This window comes from Bacillus sp. P14.5 (assembly GCF_003316765.1).
Classification (GTDB): Bacteria; Bacillota; Bacilli; order Bacillales; family Bacillaceae_B; genus Rossellomorea.
In genome coordinates, this window is sequence record NZ_NIJF01000009.1 from 1 (window position 1) to 18,476 (window position 18,476).

At 42.0% G+C, this 18,476-nt stretch carries 14 protein-coding genes and 1 pseudogene; 8 read left to right on the forward strand and 7 right to left on the reverse strand.

All coding sequences use genetic code 11. The annotated features are described in order from the left end of the window. Positions 1-575: 575 nt before the first annotated feature. Positions 576-1,334, reverse strand: a complete 759-nt coding sequence (locus tag B9Z54_RS00445; protein ID WP_113926578.1) for a BsuPI-related putative proteinase inhibitor — start codon at positions 1,332-1,334, stop codon at positions 576-578. A gap of 57 nt (positions 1,335-1,391) precedes the next feature. Next, positions 1,392-2,246 carry a YitT family protein gene (locus B9Z54_RS00450; protein ID WP_113926579.1) on the reverse strand — a complete coding sequence of 285 codons (855 nt, stop codon included), beginning with the start codon at positions 2,244-2,246 and terminating at the stop codon, positions 1,392-1,394. Between the two features lie 305 nt (positions 2,247-2,551). On the opposite strand from B9Z54_RS00450, the gene B9Z54_RS00455 reads away from it, so the two are divergent. The 5 genes from B9Z54_RS00455 (at position 2,552) to B9Z54_RS00475 (ending at position 7,199) form a co-directional block, all read left to right on the forward strand. Next, complete coding sequence (locus tag B9Z54_RS00455) at positions 2,552-3,415, forward strand: DegV family protein (protein WP_113926580.1); 864 nt, start codon at positions 2,552-2,554, stop codon at positions 3,413-3,415. Between the two features lie 65 nt (positions 3,416-3,480). Beyond that, entirely contained in the window at positions 3,481-3,612 is a 132-nt protein-coding gene (locus B9Z54_RS00460) for a DUF3941 domain-containing protein (RefSeq protein WP_113926581.1), read from the forward strand. A 192-nt stretch (positions 3,613-3,804) separates the two neighbouring features. After that, positions 3,805-4,296, forward strand: coding sequence for a YajQ family cyclic di-GMP-binding protein (locus B9Z54_RS00465; protein WP_113926582.1), 492 nt, complete (start codon positions 3,805-3,807; stop codon positions 4,294-4,296). A 577-nt stretch (positions 4,297-4,873) separates the two neighbouring features. Beyond that, complete coding sequence (locus tag B9Z54_RS00470) at positions 4,874-6,226, forward strand: CoA-disulfide reductase (protein WP_113926583.1); 1,353 nt, start codon at positions 4,874-4,876, stop codon at positions 6,224-6,226. Positions 6,227-6,341: 115 nt separating this feature from the next. Beyond that, entirely contained in the window at positions 6,342-7,199 is an 858-nt protein-coding gene (locus B9Z54_RS00475) for an SDR family oxidoreductase (RefSeq protein ID WP_113926584.1), read from the forward strand. Between the two features lie 873 nt (positions 7,200-8,072). On the opposite strand, the gene B9Z54_RS00485 is transcribed toward B9Z54_RS00475, so the two are convergent. From B9Z54_RS00485 to B9Z54_RS00505, 5 genes are all read right to left on the reverse strand, one after another. Beyond that, the gene (locus B9Z54_RS00485) at positions 8,073-9,110 is read right to left on the reverse strand and encodes a LacI family DNA-binding transcriptional regulator (protein WP_113926585.1); all 1,038 of its coding nucleotides are present in this window, start codon (positions 9,108-9,110) and stop codon (positions 8,073-8,075) included. Between the two features lie 46 nt (positions 9,111-9,156). Beyond that, a complete protein-coding gene (locus B9Z54_RS00490) occupies positions 9,157-10,698 on the reverse strand; it encodes an alpha-amylase family glycosyl hydrolase (RefSeq protein ID WP_113926586.1) in 1,542 nt (513 codons plus the stop codon). 40 nt (positions 10,699-10,738) lie between these two features. After that, on the reverse strand, positions 10,739-11,581 hold the full coding sequence (locus B9Z54_RS00495; protein ID WP_113926587.1) for a sugar ABC transporter permease: 843 nt from the start codon (positions 11,579-11,581) through the stop codon (positions 10,739-10,741). Between the two features lies 1 nt (position 11,582). Further along, a complete protein-coding gene (locus B9Z54_RS00500; RefSeq protein WP_113926588.1) occupies positions 11,583-12,875 on the reverse strand; it encodes a carbohydrate ABC transporter permease in 1,293 nt (430 codons plus the stop codon). A 166-nt stretch (positions 12,876-13,041) separates the two neighbouring features. Continuing rightward, positions 13,042-14,328: an extracellular solute-binding protein gene (locus tag B9Z54_RS00505; RefSeq protein WP_113926589.1), complete on the reverse strand. Its 1,287-nt coding sequence runs from the start codon at positions 14,326-14,328 to the stop codon at positions 13,042-13,044. Positions 14,329-14,590: 262 nt separating this feature from the next. Between B9Z54_RS00505 and B9Z54_RS00510 the strand changes: the two are divergent. The 3 genes and pseudogenes from B9Z54_RS00510 to B9Z54_RS00520 all read left to right on the forward strand — a co-directional run bounded on the left by B9Z54_RS00510 (position 14,591) and on the right by B9Z54_RS00520 (position 18,470). Then, positions 14,591-16,347 (forward strand): annotated as a pseudogene (locus B9Z54_RS00510) (glycoside hydrolase family 13 protein). A gap of 148 nt (positions 16,348-16,495) precedes the next feature. Beyond that, positions 16,496-17,842 carry an MATE family efflux transporter gene (locus B9Z54_RS00515; protein ID WP_113926590.1) on the forward strand — a complete coding sequence of 449 codons (1,347 nt, stop codon included), beginning with the start codon at positions 16,496-16,498 and terminating at the stop codon, positions 17,840-17,842. Positions 17,843-18,128: 286 nt separating this feature from the next. Next, positions 18,129-18,470: a P-II family nitrogen regulator gene (locus tag B9Z54_RS00520; protein ID WP_113926637.1), complete on the forward strand. Its 342-nt coding sequence runs from the start codon at positions 18,129-18,131 to the stop codon at positions 18,468-18,470. Positions 18,471-18,476: the final 6 nt, after the last annotated feature.

Genomic DNA, 18,476 nt, shown 5'->3' on the forward strand with positions numbered 1-18,476 from the left:
ACATATCTCCGCCATAAAAGCTTACCTCATGTACCCACACGGCCGACTTGGATACACATCTCCACTCAATATGCTCCTCTCGTGTATCCACCCCAGCGACTTGGATACATATCTCCGCCATAAAAGCTTATCTCATGTACCCACACGGCCGACTTGGATACATATCTCCGCCATAAAAGCTTACCTCATGTACCCGCACGGCCGACTTGGATACATATCTCCACTTAATATGCTCCTCTCGTGTATCCACCCCAGCGACTTGGATACATATCTCCACCATAAAAGCTTATCTCATGTACCCGCACGACCCACGTGAATACATATCTCTGTTCAACAAGTCATAACTCATGTACCTATCTCGCCATTAAAACCATTTTACCTCCATCAAGAATCATCACTCCCCACAAAATAAAAGGAACTGCACAATTTGTACAGTTCCTTTTCAAACGGCTATATTATAATGATTTTTGGTCTCCAGCAGCTCCCTTAAGGCACCTTCCTCAGCAAACCCAGTAACCACTGGCCTCCAGAAGCTCCCTTTAACACCTTATTTAAAAAAGCAAACGCCGCTATCTTCAATTAATTCTGATGGTATAACTATTATAAATCGTTCCTTCTTCAAGGTCTCTTTCATATAAATTTATAAGCACAGGCCGGTTTTTATTGATTTCATCCACTTCAAGCTCAAAGCTAAATTCAAAGTTGCTCCAGTTTGGAGATTCCTTGTTCACTTTCACAATTGTTTCTTCTTTCAGGATGTTATGGCCATCCTCCACTGTGTAATAAAAATTGCCGGCCGAAACTTTCGCCTGCCCCATAACACAATAAATCTCTTTGGAAGAAGACATCTCAACTTTTCTAAAAGAAGGATTTTCTTCTTCAATCGTCAGCTTCACTGAGTCGTCAATTGGCTCTTGTGCTGGCTTTCCATTAATCTGTTCAGCCTGGAGAAGAGCCCTGACCGTATATTCTCCAGGGGGGGACTTTTTTCCGTCGGAAGTTGTATAGTTCCATTTATCCTGCCAAACCTTTTTCCCGCCGCTGTTTAAAGTGATTCGCTGGATTGCCTGCAGGAAAGCTTTATTGTCTCTATAACGGTATATTTCCTTTCCGGATTGGTCAGCTACTATATAGTCGTAGTATTGGCTCGTAGAGAATTCCAAGAACATTTTGTGTAAAGTATTATTGGATACAGTTAATGTTATTTCCGCATTGTCCTCCCCTTCCATGACTTTAACTTTCCATTCCGGGAGTTGATTTCCAGCCTGGATGGTTACTGCCTGAAAACATGATATTGAGAAGAGGGAAAATAGAATCACGAGTGCTTTTTTCAAAGAGATGTACCCCTTTCTTTAAGGATGCACCCTTTATTATCCTCAACTAATCCTTTATTAATCCCTTCGAAAGAAGCCAAAGATGCCCGCTGTCTCTACTATGTTTGTGAAGGCAGTAGGGTCGACTTCCTTGATGATGTGTTCGAGATCATACAACTCGTAGCGGGTAATGACGATAAACAGCATTTCTTTGTCCTCGTTGGTAAAACCGCCCCTTGCAGGAAGGGTGGTGATTCCTCTGACCAATTTAGAGTGGATCGCTTCTTTCAGTTCAGTTGAATTCTTTGTGATGATCATAGCCGTCAGTTTTTCATGTCTGGTATGGATGGCATCAATCACCCGGGTGGAGACATAAAGTGTGACAAGAGTATACAATGCTTTTTCCCATCCATAAAGCTGGCCGGCAGTAATAATGATGACTGAATTCATCAGGAAGAAATATGTACCGACAGGCTTATCTTTCAATCGGGATAGAATCATGGCGATAATATCCATTCCCCCAGTGGATGCCCCCCACTTTAATGTCATACCTACCCCGACAGCCGCAATGACACCGCCAAATACGGCATTCAGCAGGATATCAGGAGACAGATGTATCACAGGGATGAAGCCCAGAAATACGGTGGTCGAAAGGACTGAGACAAAACTGTAAAAGGTGAAAGACTTCCCGACCTTCAACCACCCAAGGATTGTAACAGGAATATTGAGCAGCAGAAGCAGAATACCTGTAGATACTGCAAAAGGTGTGTAATCTGATAAAACGCTTGAAAGAAGCTGCGCGATCCCGGTGAATCCGCTGGCATAAACATTGGCGGGGATTAAGAACAGATTCAGGGCAAGCGCGTTCAAAAGGGCACCAAATAACACGATGACCAGCTTTTTCGTTTCTAATACTACAAAGTCTCGAGACATTGCATTCCCTCCTTTTAAATATATCTCTTTCCTTTATTTATCCCAAAAATGAAAAAAACAACAAATGATTGTCATTTTTTCTATAAATAGCTAGACTTAGTATATATAGCATAACTTTTTTGAAACTAAATGTTGGTTTCGTAAATATTTCTGGATATGAAGAGTGCAATATTTACGAAACCAACCGAAAAAAGAATCAAGGGCTGTATGGCGCAACCTGATGCTTCCATATACATACATTCATTATTTCGTCATCAATCGGCCTGTACAGTTTTATAAAAACATATTAAAGGGTGAATAGTCCAATGAGTATCCGTTTGTTTGCTGATAGTGCATCTGATCTTCCAAAAGCTTTCTATACTGATTACGATGTAACGTTGATTCCTCTTCGCGTTCTTATTGATGAGAATGAATTTGAGGATATGGTCACTATCCAGCCGGAAGAAGTATTTCAAAAAATCAGGGAAGGAAAAATGCCTAAGACTTCCCAAGCTTCCCCTTCGTTTTTCCAAGACGTTTTTACAGAGCTTGCCAAAACCGGGGATAAAGGCATTTATGTCACTTTCTCATCCGAATTATCAGGAACCTATCAGACGGCCGTCATGATCAGAGATCAAATTAAAGATGAATACCCTGCACTGGACTTAACGATCATCGACAGTAAGTGTGCTTCCCTCGGTTATGGCCTTGCAGTCAGGGAAACGGCTGAGTTATTGAAAAGTGGAGCTTCCGCTGATGAAATAGTCGCTGCCGCAAGGAATAAATGCGAACATATGGAACATCTCTTTACTGTTGAAGACCTTGATTATCTGGCTAAAGGCGGGAGGGTGTCAAAAGCTTCTGCATTCCTTGGAGGCCTTCTCAATGTTAAACCTCTTCTTCATGTTGAAGACGGTAAACTCGTTCCAATCGAAAAAATCCGCGGCCGGAAAAAAGTCCTGAAGCGGATTCTGGACCTTATGGAAGAGCGGGGTGAAAATCTGGGGCAGCAGGTTGTAGCCATCAGCCATGGTGATGATGAGGAACTTGCCTTTGAAATGAAGACCTTGATACAGGAAAGGTTTCAGCCTAAAGAAATATATATCAACATCATTGGAGCTGCAGTAGGCTCGCATGCAGGACCGGGTACACTGGCCATATTCTTTTCCAATCAATCCCCTGCTTCCTAGTAATAATGATTTCCCTTTCAGGAAAAACTAAATCTGATTTTAGATTCAGAAGGGAGAATTCTATCTTGCCGCATACTTCAGACAATGATAAGAAAGCAAAAGACAATAACGCTCTTCTTCATGAGAAGAATATGATGAGAGAAAAGAACCGCAAAGCGGGAAAACGCCAATACTCCAAGAAGACAGACCACCTTTAGGGTGATATGGAATTTAATAAGAGGGCCGGCTTTGGACTTAGACCAGAGCCGGTTCTTTTTCTTCTTAGAATCCTGAAACTGATCAGAGCCATTGTTAAAAGTTGTATGGGATTATTTCGTTGTCTATAATATAACTAACAGGTCAATATAAGGAAAGCTTGGCTTAAAGCAATACATAAGGAGGTCATTTTCATGGCAAAAGAAAATTCATTTGATGTAGTTTCTCAGGTTGATTTTCCTGAGGTGACAAATGCGATCAGTGCTGCAGTAAAAGAAATCAAGACACGATATGACTTTAAAGGAAGCAAAAGTGATATCTCTTTGGACAAAGAAGAAATCGTGCTGGTTTCTGACGATGATTATAAGATGGATCAACTAAAGGATGTGTTGATCAGCAAACTCATCAAGCGGGGAGTTCCTGTCAAAAACCTGGACTATGGCAAAATGGAAGGCGCTTCAGGCGGTACTGTCCGCCAAAGAGCCAAATTAATCCAGGGAATCGGAAAAGTAGATGCAAAGAAAATAAATACACTCATCAAGAATTCAGGTGTGAAAGTAAAGAGTCAAATTCAAGATGATCAAATTCGCGTCACCGGAAAAAGCAGAGATGATCTGCAGCAAATCATGGCAGCCATTCGAGAAGCCGATTTGTCTGTAGATGTGCAGTTTGTGAACTTCCGCTGATACCGCTTCGTTTTTAATTGAGCCGGCTGGGTAAAATATATCCAGCGGGCTTTTTTAATGGCTCTATTTCACTTCCGGAGAAGTAATGGATTTCCACTCCAATCCTCCAATTTAAAGGGAATGAAGGGAAAACCCCTAAAGCAGGATTCCTGAGGATATGAGATTTTTCTCTCTATTAAGGGAGCGGCTCTTTTCTCTTGCTTATCAGGATATCCCCTGTGAATAATGGGGTAATCCACCGAAAATCATATAAAATAGCAACTAAGTTTACGAAAAGAAATTTGCTTTTTAATAGGAGGCTGATTGCTATCGAAGGATATAAGAGGTTATCTGCAATTTCCTATTCAGCAGCGCGAAACCGTTAATACCTAGTCTTTTAGTGCTCTGATCGGTATCTGCAGGGAAATCAGAGAGTCGTTTTTACGCAGATTTTTTTCAGATACCTGTCCACTTGCATTTCCATTCACTTTTAAACAGCAATAAATTAGAAGCCGGGACATATTCGCTTGGCGAAATCCTGCTCCCTTTCATAATTTTCTAGATTTTCATAATACCCAAGCACTGAGGAGGAATATCAATGAAAAGACGTATATTGATCGTTGGCGGTGTTGCAGGAGGAGCTACTACAGCATCACAGCTCAGAAGATTGGATGACGATTGTGAAATCATCATGTTTGAGAAGGATGAATACATTTCGTTCGGAAACTGCGGCATGCCCTATTTTATAGGTGACATCATCAAAGACAGAGATCATCTGTTTGCGGCGGATCCCGAATCCATGAAAGAAAAACTTAATATAGATGTCCGTATCTTCAATGAGGTTTTATCAATTGATCGGAACCGGAAGAGTATTAAGGTCAGAGATGTGAAATCAAATGAGGAATACGAGGAAAACTATGATCTTCTTGTTCTCGCACCGGGTGCTGCCCCATTCCTTCCGCCCATTAAAGGCCTGAAGGAGAGCCGTCATTTTGTACTGCGGAATATTGAAGATATGGATAGAATCAACGAATTCATTAAGGCAAGACAGCCTTCCTCCTGTTCAATAATTGGCGGCGGTTTTATAGGGATAGAAATGGCGGAAAACCTTTCGGGTCTTGGGATTGATGTCAACCTGATAGAAGCATCGCCCCATCTGATGGGCGTCTTGGATGAAGACATGAGTGAAATCATTGAAAAAGAAGTGAGAGAACATGGAATCAATGTCCTCCTCAACGATGGAGTCCAGGAGGTGGATGAAAACGGAATTATCTTTACTCAGAGAGGAAATGCGATACATTCAGATTTTATTATTGCAGCTGCCGGTGTCAGACCGCAGGTAAAGCTGGCTGAAGAAGCCGGTCTTCCGATTGGCCAGACTGGGGGTATCGTAGTGAACGAGTATATGCAGACCGATGACCCTTCCATCTATGCAGTGGGTGATGCTGTTGAAAGCACCAGCGCGATTACTGGCAAACCCATCAGAATACCTCTGGCATGGCCGGCACACCGGCAATCCTACATTGCCGCAAAGCATATATCAGGGGATCCCATTCGTTTCAAAGGACTTCTTGGTACATCAGTGGTAAAAGTTTTCAGCCTGACCGCAGCTTCTACAGGCTTAAACGAAAAACAGCTTTTAGAAGAAAACCTCCCCTTCCATACAGTTACACACACAGGAAAATCCCACGCAGGTTATTATCCGGGAGCAGAAAGAGTCAATATTAAAATGCATTTCAGCGAGGACTCGGGCAGGATACTTGGAGCCCAGATCATAGGGGGTGAAGGAGTCGATAAGAGAATTGATATTATTGCAGCCTGCATCAATGGGAATGTAACGGCCGATCGGTTGCAGGAAATTGAAACAGCTTACTCTCCTCCCTATTCATCGCCAAAAGACCTTATCAACATAATAGGGTATAAAGCTGAAAGCATGATAAAAGATAAGTGACGTGATTATATTTACAGTCTACCGGGTAAAGATAACTTGAAATTGTCAGCACGATAATCACTTTTTTTACTTGAAACATTCAAGATCCCAAATTAATGAAGGAGTGAAGTTTTCTATGTCTCAAGAAAATAATTTTCCGCCTCAGCACCAGGATCATCAGCCAGGTACAGAAAAGGAGATGCACCCTCAACCGAAATATATGGACGATAATTATAAAGGAAGCGGCAAACTGGAAGGCAAGGTTGCCCTTATCACTGGCGGAGACAGCGGAATCGGTAAAGCTGTAGCGCTGTATTTTGCTAAGGAAGGAGCAGATATTGCGATTGCATACCTTGATGAAGATCAGGATGCCCAGGACACAAAGAACCTTATTGAAAAAGAAGGCAGAACCTGCTTACTGTTCTCTGGTGACCTTGGAAGTTCTTCCTATAGTGCGGAAGTTGTGCAAAAAACAGTTGATCAATTTGGGCAGCTAGACATACTTGTCAACAATGCAGCGGAACAGCATCCGCAAAAGAGCCTGCTGGACATTTCGGATGAACAACTGGAAAAGACATTCAGAACAAACGTATTTTCTTTCTTCTATTTGACAAAGGCCGCACTGCCGCATCTTAAAAGCGGAAGCTCTATTATAAATACAACTTCTGTCACTGCTTACGCTGGCAATGAACAGCTGCTCGATTATTCTTCAACCAAAGGAGCCATTGTTGCTTTCACACGCTCTCTATCCCAATCACTGGCCTCTGAAAATATCCGGGTAAACGGAGTGGCACCTGGTCCTATCTGGACACCATTGATCCCCTCTACCTTCCCTGAAAATAAAGTGGCGCAATTCGGGGCTGATACGCCGCTTGGCAGAGCAGGACAGCCATTCGAACTCGCCCCGGCATATGTCTATCTGGCAAGTGATGATTCACAATATACTACCGGCCAAGTCATGCATGTGAACGGCGGAAAGATCGTAAATGGATAACGAAAATGACAGCCTGGATTCCTGAGGCACTAAAAAATTCCAACAATAAGTAAAAAGGCAGAATTGCTCACTTCAAAGAGCAATTCTGCCTTTTTTACTTATTGTTTTACGAAAAAGAGTTGATTTCCGTTCCAGGTGCACGACTCCGCGGGGCGGGCGTTGAGCCTCCTCGGCTTCGCCTGCATAAAAAGTGGAAGCGCCCTGGTCAGACCCGACAGGCAAATGTTCTCAAGAGAAAAAAAGGGGCACTTTCCTTTTATTCTCTTGAGGTTATTTGACCCCGAGGGGCTGGGCGCTGGAACTGGATTGGGGGTCTCACCTGTCCCGCTAGTCCCGCAGGAGATCGTGCACCTTCCACTCCAATCAACGTTTAGAGAAAAGAACATTATCCGCTAATAAAGCCTAACATTATTATAGAACTATCTATAAAAGTGGGCGGTTTCCAGTGATTCAACAATAACAAACAAGAATGTTCAGTAAGTATGGAGGCTTTATGATATCGTCATTCCTCAAGCCAATTTGTTACGGAGAATAAATGATTTAATCGACTTTTCCTTAATTTCCGAGGTGGTAAAAGATAATTATTGTCTTAATATTGAATTATAATGAATCGCATATTCAAAGATTTGTCTTTGAAAACCATTCAAACTGGCTCTGGTCTAATTGACATGTAAATACAAGATTCCATGGTGAACATTAAAAGGATTCTAAAATTACTCCAGTATTAAAGAGCAACTATTCAAGATAAAAGATATATGCTAGAAATTCTCAGTTTTTCAATGCGCTCGAATTCCCGGGCTGGCATTTTTATTGCATCGCAGGGCAAAATCCATCAAAAAACCCAGCCATCAAAGGCCGGCTTAGTATCAGGATTTAGGATTTTTTCAGCGTTTTCATAATACTGCATGAAGAACGTTCTACGATTTGGTGAGGAATCGTGATTCGTTTCACAGGCTCTCGCGGATCTTCAATTTTTTGAATAAGATTCCGGGCTGCCTGATATCCCAGGTCAAAAATATTGATATCTACTGAAGTCAGCGGCGGACGCGACATTTCTGCCAGCATAACATTGTTGAAACTGATAATGGAAATATCTTCGGGTACCGAGATTCCCATCTCATTTAAAGTATTCAAAACGCCGAGGGACATTAAATCATCCGCAACCACCATGGCAGTCGGCGGTTTCTCCAGCCTCATCAATTCCTTTACGGCTTCCTGGCCGCCTTCTCTTAAAAATTCTTCATGTATGATATATCTGTCTTCAAGTGGAATACCTGCATTCCTTAGGGACTTCTCGTAGCCGAGCAGACGTTCAACAGTAACCACCAGGTTCAAATCCCCGCCTACAAAAGCGATGCATTTATGCCCGGCTTTTAACAAGTAGTCTGTCACTTCTTTTGTCGCCCGGAAATTGTCGTTGTCGACATGAGTAATTTCATCGGCATTTTTGAAAGGTTTGCCAATCACTACAAAAGGAAACTCCCTGTCTTTGAGGTACATCATGACTTTATCTTCCACTTTTGAATAAAGAAGGATGATTCCGTCAACTCTTCCTCCTTGAACCATTTGAACGATACCATCATAAATTTCCTGCTCACTTTGTCCTGTAGTCATTTGCAACGCATACTGCTTCTCATGCGCGCCTTCACTCAAACCTCGGAGCACTGTCGGGAAAAACGGATTTTGAAAAAACTTATCAGCCGACCCAGGCAGCACAAGACCCAGCACCTGGGTCGATTGATTCGCAAGACTTCTGGCAATGAAGTTTGGATGATAGCCCAGCTGCTTCATTGCTTCTCTCACTTTTTGTTTTGTACTGTCACTTATTCGGGAATTATTGGCTATCACTCTTGAAACCGTAGATGGCGCAACATTAGCCAGCTTTGCTACATCTTTTATAGTTACAGCCACATTTTTCTCCCCTTCCCCGATAACTCGAAACTACACTTGAAATTTACTATTCTTCGGTCTTCCGTCTGCTTTTACCTTTCTTCCAAACGTAATAAATAAAGATAAGGAAAATAATATATACAGCGGAAAGGGCTCCGATAAATCCATAGTTCAAGCCGCTTCTCTGTTGTAGTGTATATATTTCAGCCTTTTCACGGTCGAGAATGATATCATAACTATCCCCTTCTGCCCGGACAAGGTCTCCTTCTATCAGACCTCTCAGTTCCATTCCTTCCGCCAGCTGCGGTGATTTCAACTTAACACTCTGAGATTTACTAGTGTTATTAATTGCTACGATTAGCGTCTCGTTCTCATCTTCCCTTTTAAAGACGGCCATTCCATCTTCTTCATACAACAGTTCCATACTGCCCCTTGTTAGAGCAGTATGAGTATTTCTCAATTCACCAAGCTTGGTGATATATTGGATAAGTTCATCATCTGTTCTGAAATCCATCAGCCTGCGGTTATCAGGGTCTTCCCCTCCGCTCAGCGCAATTTCTGAACCGTAGTACAGGATTGGCAGTCCCGGCACGGTAAACATATAGGCCAAGGGCAGCTTCCACCGCGTGCCCGGAAACTGATTGTATTGCGTAATTAAATTGGTGAACCGCACCATATCATGATTATCAATGAATGTACCCATTAAATATGGATTTTCAAAGTAGGTTTGATTATACTGCCAGAAATTAAAGAGGCGGTCCATATCTGTATCGGGTTTCTGGAAAACATCCCGCATCTCCTGGGCTTGCGGGAAATCAGCAAATCCATCAATCCCGACTCCCTCATATTTGGCAATATTGCGCGGGTCATAATCGAAAACTTCCCCTAATAAATAGAAATCTTCCTTTTCAGCTTTTACCGTTTCGGAAAACTCTTCCCAAAAATCTTGAGGGACATGCCTGACGGTATCCAGCCTATAGCCGTCAATATCCGTTTCTTCGATCCACCAGGCCGCAGCATCCAACAAATATTTTCTCACTTCAGGGTTTTCTGTATTCAAATCAGGCAGGTCATACAGCCAGGCGTTTTGAAGGCTTTCATCATCGTTCATGTTCATTGGCTGTTTCTCATGGAACCAATCTTCTTTTTCCGGATCATTCAGCCATTCATGGTCAGGGCCGACATGATTGACAATGAAGTCCAGAATAACCTTCATATCACGTTTGTGAGCCTCGTCTACAAGCTCCTTGAATTTCTCAAGTGAACCAAAATGTTCATCCGTATTATAGAAGTCTTTGATCCAGTAGCCGTGATAACCTTTTTCCTGGTTATCGAATACCGGAGTCAGCCAGATGCTTGTAAACCCCATATCTTTTATATAATCAAGCTGATCGATGACCCCTTGAAAGTCCCCGCCTTGGTAGGCTTTAGGATCGTCTCTGTCTACTTCATGATCGTTGGATTGATCACCATTATTGAATCTGTCAATCATCAAAAAATAAATTGATTCATCTTGCCATGTACGTTCTTCTTTTTCAGCAGCTCCTGCAGGGAGGGCGTAAAAAAGAAGAAACGGAATAAGAATAAGAGAAAATACTCTTCTTTTCATCTCCGCTCCTCCTTAAATTTAATTAGTTACGCCTTTAAGATTATCCTTTTGTTCCCCCTGCCGTCAATCCGGAAACAAAGTATTTCTGGAAGTACAGGAACAGGACGGCAATCGGAATGGCGATAAGTACTGATCCCGCAGCGAACGTAGTGAATTCCGCCCCGAACTGTTTAGCGACCATATCATATAATGCAACCGGCAAGGTATATTTCTCTTCTGATCTCAGCAGGATGCTTGCAATGATGAAATCTGCAAACGGTGCTATAAAAGAAAATAATGCGACTACAGCTATGATCGGCTTGGCAAGCGGCATGACAATCTGGAAGAAAATCCGGAAATGCCCCGCTCCGTCCATTTTCGCAGATTCATCGAGTTCTTTGGGAATAGTGTCAAGATACCCTTTCATCAACCAAGTGTTCATCGGGATCTGCCCCCCGACATACACAAGGATCAATCCAAGATGTGTGTCAAGCAAATCTGTTACAAGAGCCAATACGAAAATGGCAATCAAAGCTGCGAAGTTTGGAATCATCTGCAGGATCAAGAAAGTCATCAATCCATTTTTTCTGCCCACAAAACGATAGCGGGAGAACGCATATGCTGTCAAACTGACCATCAGCACAGTCAATGCCATTGTGGATAAGCTGACTTTCAAGGAATTCCAATACCAGATAAGGTAATTGCTTTGTTCTAAATCAAATAGTTCTTTGTAATGTGCTAATGTTGCATTCTTTGGAATGATACTAGAACCAGATAAGCTTTGACCCGGGTTGAATGATGACCCTATGATCCATGCAACTGGATACAAGATGATGGAAAACATAATCGCAATGGCTATATAGGACAGTGTCAATCTGATGAGTTTCTGTTTTTTTATATTCATATCACATCATATCCTCTTCTTGGAATGATTTTGTTCTTCTGAACTGCCAGATCGCTACAGTAATTACAATGATAGAAAGCAGCAAAGTGATGGCAGCCGCTTTGGAGTACTGAGCAGATGTCATGGTCAAGCTGTAAATCCATGAGATAAGGATATCCGTTCCGCCTGCATTCTGGCCTGTCAAAGCAGGGCCTCCGCCGTTAAACAGATAAATGACATTAAAGTTATTGAAGTTGAATGTATATTGAGTAATCAAAATCGGCGCCGTTGCAAAAAGAACAAGCGGCAGAGTGATATTTCTGAATTTCTGTATGCTTGAAGCTCCGTCCACTGTAGCAGCTTCATAAAGCTCATCGGGAATCGATTGAAGGACACCTGTAGTCATGGCAAAGATAAATGGAAAACCGAGCCATGTCTGGATGAAGATCAATGCGATTCTTGTGTACATTGCTTCTGTCATCCATGGTATTTCACCGATACCGAGAAACGCGAGAATATCGTTATTAATCGTCCCGAAGGATTCATTGAACATCCCTGCAAAAATCAGAATCGAAACGAACGCTGGAATAGCCCAAGGAAGAATGAAAACAGTCCTGATGATGGCTTTTCCTTTTAAGTCCTTCTGGTTGACCAGAATTGCCAGGAAGATTCCGAGTGCAACCTGTGTCGTCGTTGCCCCGAATGTCCAAACTAACGTCCATGCCAATACTGAGAAGAATGTGCTTCTCCATATATCGATTTGGAAGATATCAATAAAGTTCTGGATGCCGATCCAGTCCACTAATTTCGCTGGAGGCGAGTGATAAAGATCATAGTTCGTGAATGCAAGAAGCACAACGAAAATAATTGGGAATATGACCACAAATACTAGCAGCAGGAAGCCAGGGGACATGATAAGATATGGAAATCCATTATCTATAAGATTGCGGTACTGCTCCCTGATCGTGCTGAGCTTCTCACCGCGGTCCCTTTTCTCTCCGTTTTTAAAAGCATCATAGAGATTGAAGGCATAGAAGCCTAATCCGAATAATATTATGATGATTGCGAGAATCCCATAGACCATCAAGAAAATGGAGTGGTCTCTATATGGCGCGGCAGTCGTTTCGCCAAGGGTCAGGATCCCCCACAGTCCATAATCAATCAAATCACGGAATACGAAGATAAAGGCCGCAGCCATTATTAAGAAAAATCCGCCTTTTAAATTTTGTTTGTTGTAAAACTGGCCCAACCCGGGTATTAAGGAAAGGGCAAGTGCTGTTTTTCGATGTTTTGTCTGATAGGAATTTTCAGCCATCCTAAATTCCCCCTTCTTCTCTTTGTAATTTTATAAGCTTCAGAAGCTTCATCAAGAAAGATAGCATCTTCCTTCATGAAATTCCTGAAGTAACTATACTGTTCTGAGGTTAACAAGCTTTAATATAGAAGACTGACTCAACCAAGAGTCAGTCCCCTTATTATGTTTAGTTAGAATGGTTCGCTTCGATATTTTGCTCAATTGTGTCTACTGCTGAATCAAGGGCTGCTTTCGGCTCTTGTTTGCCAGTGACTACCGTTTGCAAAGCATCTGCCATTGGATCCCAAACTTCTCCCATTTCCGGGATGTTCGGCATAGGCACTGCATGCTGAGACTGCTCGGCAACTGCTTTAGCTCCTTCATTTTCAGCAATTGCAGGATCATCTACAAGGGCTGTATTCGTAGGAACTTCTTTTGTTTGTTCAAAGCGAAGTTTTGAGTGCTCATCTTGTGTAATGAATTCGATGAACGTCTGTGCCCACTCCTGGTTCTCGGAGTATCCGGATACATGCCATCCTTTAACACCCATGAATGTTTTCATTGGCTCTCCATTTGGAAGAGTTGGCATAGCAGCAACCCCAATATCAATTCCTGCTTCTTCATAGCTTTGGAAAGACCAAGGTCCGTTCATAACAGAAGCAACTTTTCCTTCATTGAACAATCCATCCATTGCAGCTCCGCCGTTTTCTCCGACGATCCCTTTAGGGAATAATCCTTCTTCATACCATTTTTGGATATACTCAGCACCTTCAACAGCACCCTCATTGTTCAATCCAAGGTCTGCTGGATTCAATGCACCGTCATTTTCCGCGAAAACATACCCACCCATTCCTCCAATAGGAGCGTGAGCAAAGTAGTAGTTATCCCACAGTGCAAGGAAACCATAATTTCCGTCTTTAGTGAAATCAGTAGAGAAATCATAAACTTCATCCATAGTGGATGGAGCTTCTTCCATCAACTCTTTGTTGTAAATGAATACCGGCGTTTCAGAAGATTTCGGAAGGCCGTATAGTGCTCCTTCATAAGATTGCGCCAAAATAGAAGATTCAGAGAAACGATCTACTATCTCTTGTTCTACATCAAGCTCAGCGATATGACCCGCTAGAGCCATTTCCCCGATTTGGTCATGCGGCAATGTAATTACGTCCGGGCCTGTCCCAGCCGGACCATCTAAACGAAGCTGTTCTTTCATCTTCGTAGCCATTTCTACTTCTTTGACTTCAATTTCAATACCGTGTTCTTCTGTGAACTTGGCACCTACTTCATCTAACCATCCTGATTTTTTCTCATCTTCCCAGATGACAAGCTTCTCTGGTTTGCTTGTTTCAGGTGTTTCATTATCGTCTCCGCCTTGGTTATTGTTCCCTGCTCCCTCTTCACGATTAGGTCCGCAGGCAGCCAATGCGCCTAAAACCAGCATGATGACCATCAATAATGATAGTGCTTTCTTCATTCTGACCCCTCCTGAGTACAAAAAAATTAAATTGAACAACCGTTTGCACAAATCGACAAAAAATATAGGCATTTAGATACCGCTTTCATATTTGTGAAACCGATTGCACAACCTATCCCTTATTATAATGCTTATAATTTTTTTGACAATACTTTTTTTGAATTTTTTTGAAAACGTTTTATTTTCTGCTGATAACATCCCGATTGACTTTACTATTGATATGCAATAACCTTTAAGTGAAATTGATAAAGGAGGCTGAAATATGGAGTTAGAAGCTGTCTACCATAGGCCAAAAGATAATTATGCATACGCTTGCACTGATAGAGAAATACATATTCGGATCAGAACGAAAAAACAGGATCTGAAATCGGTCTCTTTACTGCATGGAGATCCTTACGAGTGGAAAGACGGAAAATGGATTTATTCCTCAATGCCAATGATTCATACTGGATCAGATCAGCTTTTCGATTATTGGTTCGCTTCAGTCGAACCACCTTTCAAAAGACTCCGGTACGGGTTTCTCCTGGAGGATGGCCAGGAATCTAATTTCTTTGGAGACCGAGGATTTCTTGACCAGCCGTCAAATGATGTTGGAGATTACTTCTGTTTTCCATTCCTTAATTCTATCGACGTTTTTAAAGCTCCATCTTGGGTCAAAGACACCATCTGGTACCAGATATTCCCTGAAAGGTTTGCTAATGGGAATAAAGACTGGGATCCCGCAGGCACCCTTCCTTGGGGAAGCACAGAACCTAAACCTGATAATTTCTTCGGCGGTGATCTGCAAGGGGTTATAGATGGTATTCCTTATCTAAAAGAATTAGGAATTAACGGGATATATTTTACACCGATATTCAAAGCTCATTCCAATCACAAGTACGATACCATTGATTATTTTGAACTTGACCCTCAGTTCGGCAGTAAAGAATTACTTAAAGCCCTTGTCAAAGCATGTCACGAAAACGGAATCAGAGTTATGCTGGATGCAGTGTTCAATCACAGCGGGCTGTATTTCCCTCAGTTCCAGGATGTTTTGGAAAAAGGGGAAAGTTCATCTTTCAAAGACTGGTTCCATATTAGGGAATTTCCTCTTCAAGAGGATCCTATTCCTAATTATGATACTTTTGCCTTTGAGCCATCCATGCCAAAGCTTAACACTGAAAACCCGGAAGTCAGGGAGTATCTCTTGGAAGTCGGCCGATACTGGATTAAAGAATTTGATATCGACGGCTGGAGATTGGATGTTGCGAATGAAGTGGATCACTCTTTCTGGAGGGATTTCCGCAGAGAGACAAAAGCCATCAAACCTGATTTATATATCCTTGGCGAAATCTGGCATGATTCAATGCCTTGGCTCAGAGGAGATCAGTTTGACGCGGTCATGAATTACCCTTTCACCACCAATATACTGAATTTGTTTGCCAAAGGCACCATTAATCCGAGGCAATTCATAGAAAGCATGACACATGTAGTGCATATGTATCCAAAGAATGTAATGGAAACCGCCTTTAACCTAGTCGGAAGCCATGACACTCCAAGAATCCTTACAGAATGCATGGAGGATAAGGAAAAATAAAACAAATTTTCACCTTGCTTCTGACTTTCATTGGCTCTCCATGTCTTTATTATGGAGATGAAATCGGGATGACGGGAGGAGCAGATCCAGGCTGCAGAAAATGCATGGAGTGGGATCATGCAAAGCAGGATAGAGGGACCTTCGAGCATGTCCAAAGATTGATTTCTCTTCGAAAGGAACATAAGCTTCTCGCAAATGATGGAACGTTCACCTTCATGCCTGCTGAGATTAACGAAGATTGCATAGCTTACACTAAATCAGACGGTGAGAAAACAATAGTCATCATTTTGAATGCGGCTGATAAGAATGTCGTTTACCCTCTTCCATTCAACCTGAAAGGCAAGAAAATCACAGATATTTGGCAGGATCAAGAGTTCGCTGCCGATTCGGATGATATAGGGGTGGAACTAAACCCGCTCGGCTTCAGCATACTGCAATTTTAATTCACTCCCTCCCGGCAAAAGACCGAACTGCCGGGAGTCTTTTGTTTCTTTAGCGAGTTATGTAATGGATATTTTTCCATTACCCCTCTTACTGATATTTTCAGTATAATTGAGTATTATATTTTGTAAGAAATGAGATGACTGCATCATGAGTCTAGATAAGAAAAAACTAAGTCTATACGCACTTACCTGGCCGATTTTCGTAGAAATATTCCTGCATATGCTGATGGGGAATGCCGATACATTGATGCTTAGCCAGTATTCAGATGAATCAGTGGCAGCTGTCGGGGTTTCAAATCAGGTGCTGTCCTTGATCATTGTCATGTTTGGATTTGTCGCAACCGGAACTTCCATACTTGTTTCGCAGAATTTAGGAGCCGATAAAATCGGCACCGCACGTGAAGTGGCCGTCGTTTCATTAATAGCCAACCTTATATTTGGATTTTTATTAAGCTTACTCATATTTATATTCAACGAACAGATTCTCAGCGTGATGGATATTCCCCAAGAATTACGTAGTGAAGCATCCACCTATTTAACCATTGTTGGCGGATTCTCTTTTATCCAGGCTTTAATCATGACAGCGGGCGCTACACTGCGAAGCTATGAATTTACTAAAGATGCTATGTATATCACGATCGGTATGAACATCCTCAATGTAATCGGAAATTATTTATTCATTTTTGGACCGTTCGGTATCCCGGTTCTGGGAGTTGAAGGTGTTTCCATTTCAACTGTGGTCAGCCGGACCATCGGCCTTATTGCCATAACCTTTGTTTTGGTGAAACGAATTCCTGGAATATTCTCCATCAAGCGCCTTATTCCGGTACAGCATATTAAAGACCTGCTGAGAATCGGCATACCATCAGCTGGAGAACACCTTTCATACAATGGTTCCCAGATGGCTATCACTTATTTTATCGCCATTCTTGGAACAGAAGCATTGACCACAAAGGTATATGCCCAGAATCTCATGATGTTCATCTTTTTATTCGCACTCGCAATCAGCCAGGGAACCCAGATTATGATTGGTCATATGGTTGGGCGCAAAGATTTCAAGTCGGCATACGAAAGATGCATCAAAAGCTTGAAGGTATCAATTTTCATATCCTTGGGTATGGCAGTCATTTTTGCATTGTTTTCAGAACCACTTTTACGAATCTTCACAAGCAATGAAGAAATCATTTACCTTGGGAGCATTTTAATTTGGCTGACCATTATTCTCGAACCAGGGAGAAGCTTCAATCTCGTTGTAATCAGCTCACTCCGAGCAGCAGGGGATGTCAAATTCCCTGTATACGTCGGCATTCTCTCCATGTGGGGAGTAAGTGTGTTCCTGTCCTACCTATTAGGAATTGTATTTGGGCTTGGCTTGATCGGCGTGTGGATTTCCTTTATCGCAGATGAATGGCTGCGGGGAGTGATCATGCTCCGCCGCTGGAGATCAAGAGTTTGGATGAATAAAAGCTTTATAGGCAAAGCCCAAGCAAAATAGTTTTATCCTCCTGCTTGTTTAGCGGGGGGATTTTTTCTTTGGTAGAACTCCCACCCTATTTGTGTCCCTGCACTGATGATTTATTCACTTGATCCTCAAATTAGACAGCCCATTTTTCAGTTTTTATCTTGATTCATATAAAAATAAGATAAGGTTTGTTAAGTTTTTTACATTAAAACGCTTACATAAGTTTTTATTAGTTGATTTTTTCAAGTATTCAGAATATGATATAAAACATAACTTACTTATGTTATTTTTTCTAACATTAATAAAGGAGCTGAATGATTTGAAAAAAATCGTGGCCGTTATCCGCCCTGAAGTATTTCAAGCACTAAGAGAAGGCCTGGCTGCAAGTGGTTTCAATGGTTTGACTGTATCTGAAGCTGCTGGCTGCGGCAAACAAAAAGGTAAACAAGGACTGTTTCGAGGCACAACCTTCGAAGTTGCTCTCTCACCCCGAGTCAGGGTTGAAATGATTGTAGAGGATACTGAAACGGAGGAAATTATCGACTTGATTTGCGAATACTGCTCAACCGGTAATGTCGGGGACGGAAAAATTTTCATATCTGATATCCAGGAAGTTGTCCGGATTCGATCGAAAGAACGTGGTAAACAGGCATTTATTTAATTTTGC

Excerpts from the sequence above, each read along its gene's own strand:
- B9Z54_RS00500 (WP_113926588.1), bottom strand. The coding sequence starts at position 12,875 with ATGGCTGAAAATTCCTATCAGACAAAACATCGAAAAACAGCACTTGCC.
- B9Z54_RS00505 (WP_113926589.1), bottom strand. The coding sequence starts at position 14,328 with ATGAAGAAAGCACTATCATTATTGATGGTCATCATGCTGGTTTTAGGC.
- B9Z54_RS00450 (WP_113926579.1), bottom strand. The coding sequence starts at position 2,246 with ATGTCTCGAGACTTTGTAGTATTAGAAACGAAAAAGCTGGTCATCGTG.
- B9Z54_RS00490 (WP_113926586.1), bottom strand. The coding sequence starts at position 10,698 with ATGAAAAGAAGAGTATTTTCTCTTATTCTTATTCCGTTTCTTCTTTTT.
- B9Z54_RS00465 (WP_113926582.1), top strand. The coding sequence starts at position 3,805 with ATGGCAAAAGAAAATTCATTTGATGTAGTTTCTCAGGTTGATTTTCCT.
- B9Z54_RS00455 (WP_113926580.1), top strand. The coding sequence starts at position 2,552 with ATGAGTATCCGTTTGTTTGCTGATAGTGCATCTGATCTTCCAAAAGCT.
- B9Z54_RS00475 (WP_113926584.1), top strand. The coding sequence starts at position 6,342 with ATGTCTCAAGAAAATAATTTTCCGCCTCAGCACCAGGATCATCAGCCA.
- B9Z54_RS00470 (WP_113926583.1), top strand. The coding sequence starts at position 4,874 with ATGAAAAGACGTATATTGATCGTTGGCGGTGTTGCAGGAGGAGCTACT.
- B9Z54_RS00515 (WP_113926590.1), top strand. The coding sequence starts at position 16,496 with ATGAGTCTAGATAAGAAAAAACTAAGTCTATACGCACTTACCTGGCCG.
- B9Z54_RS00495 (WP_113926587.1), bottom strand. The coding sequence starts at position 11,581 with ATGAATATAAAAAAACAGAAACTCATCAGATTGACACTGTCCTATATA.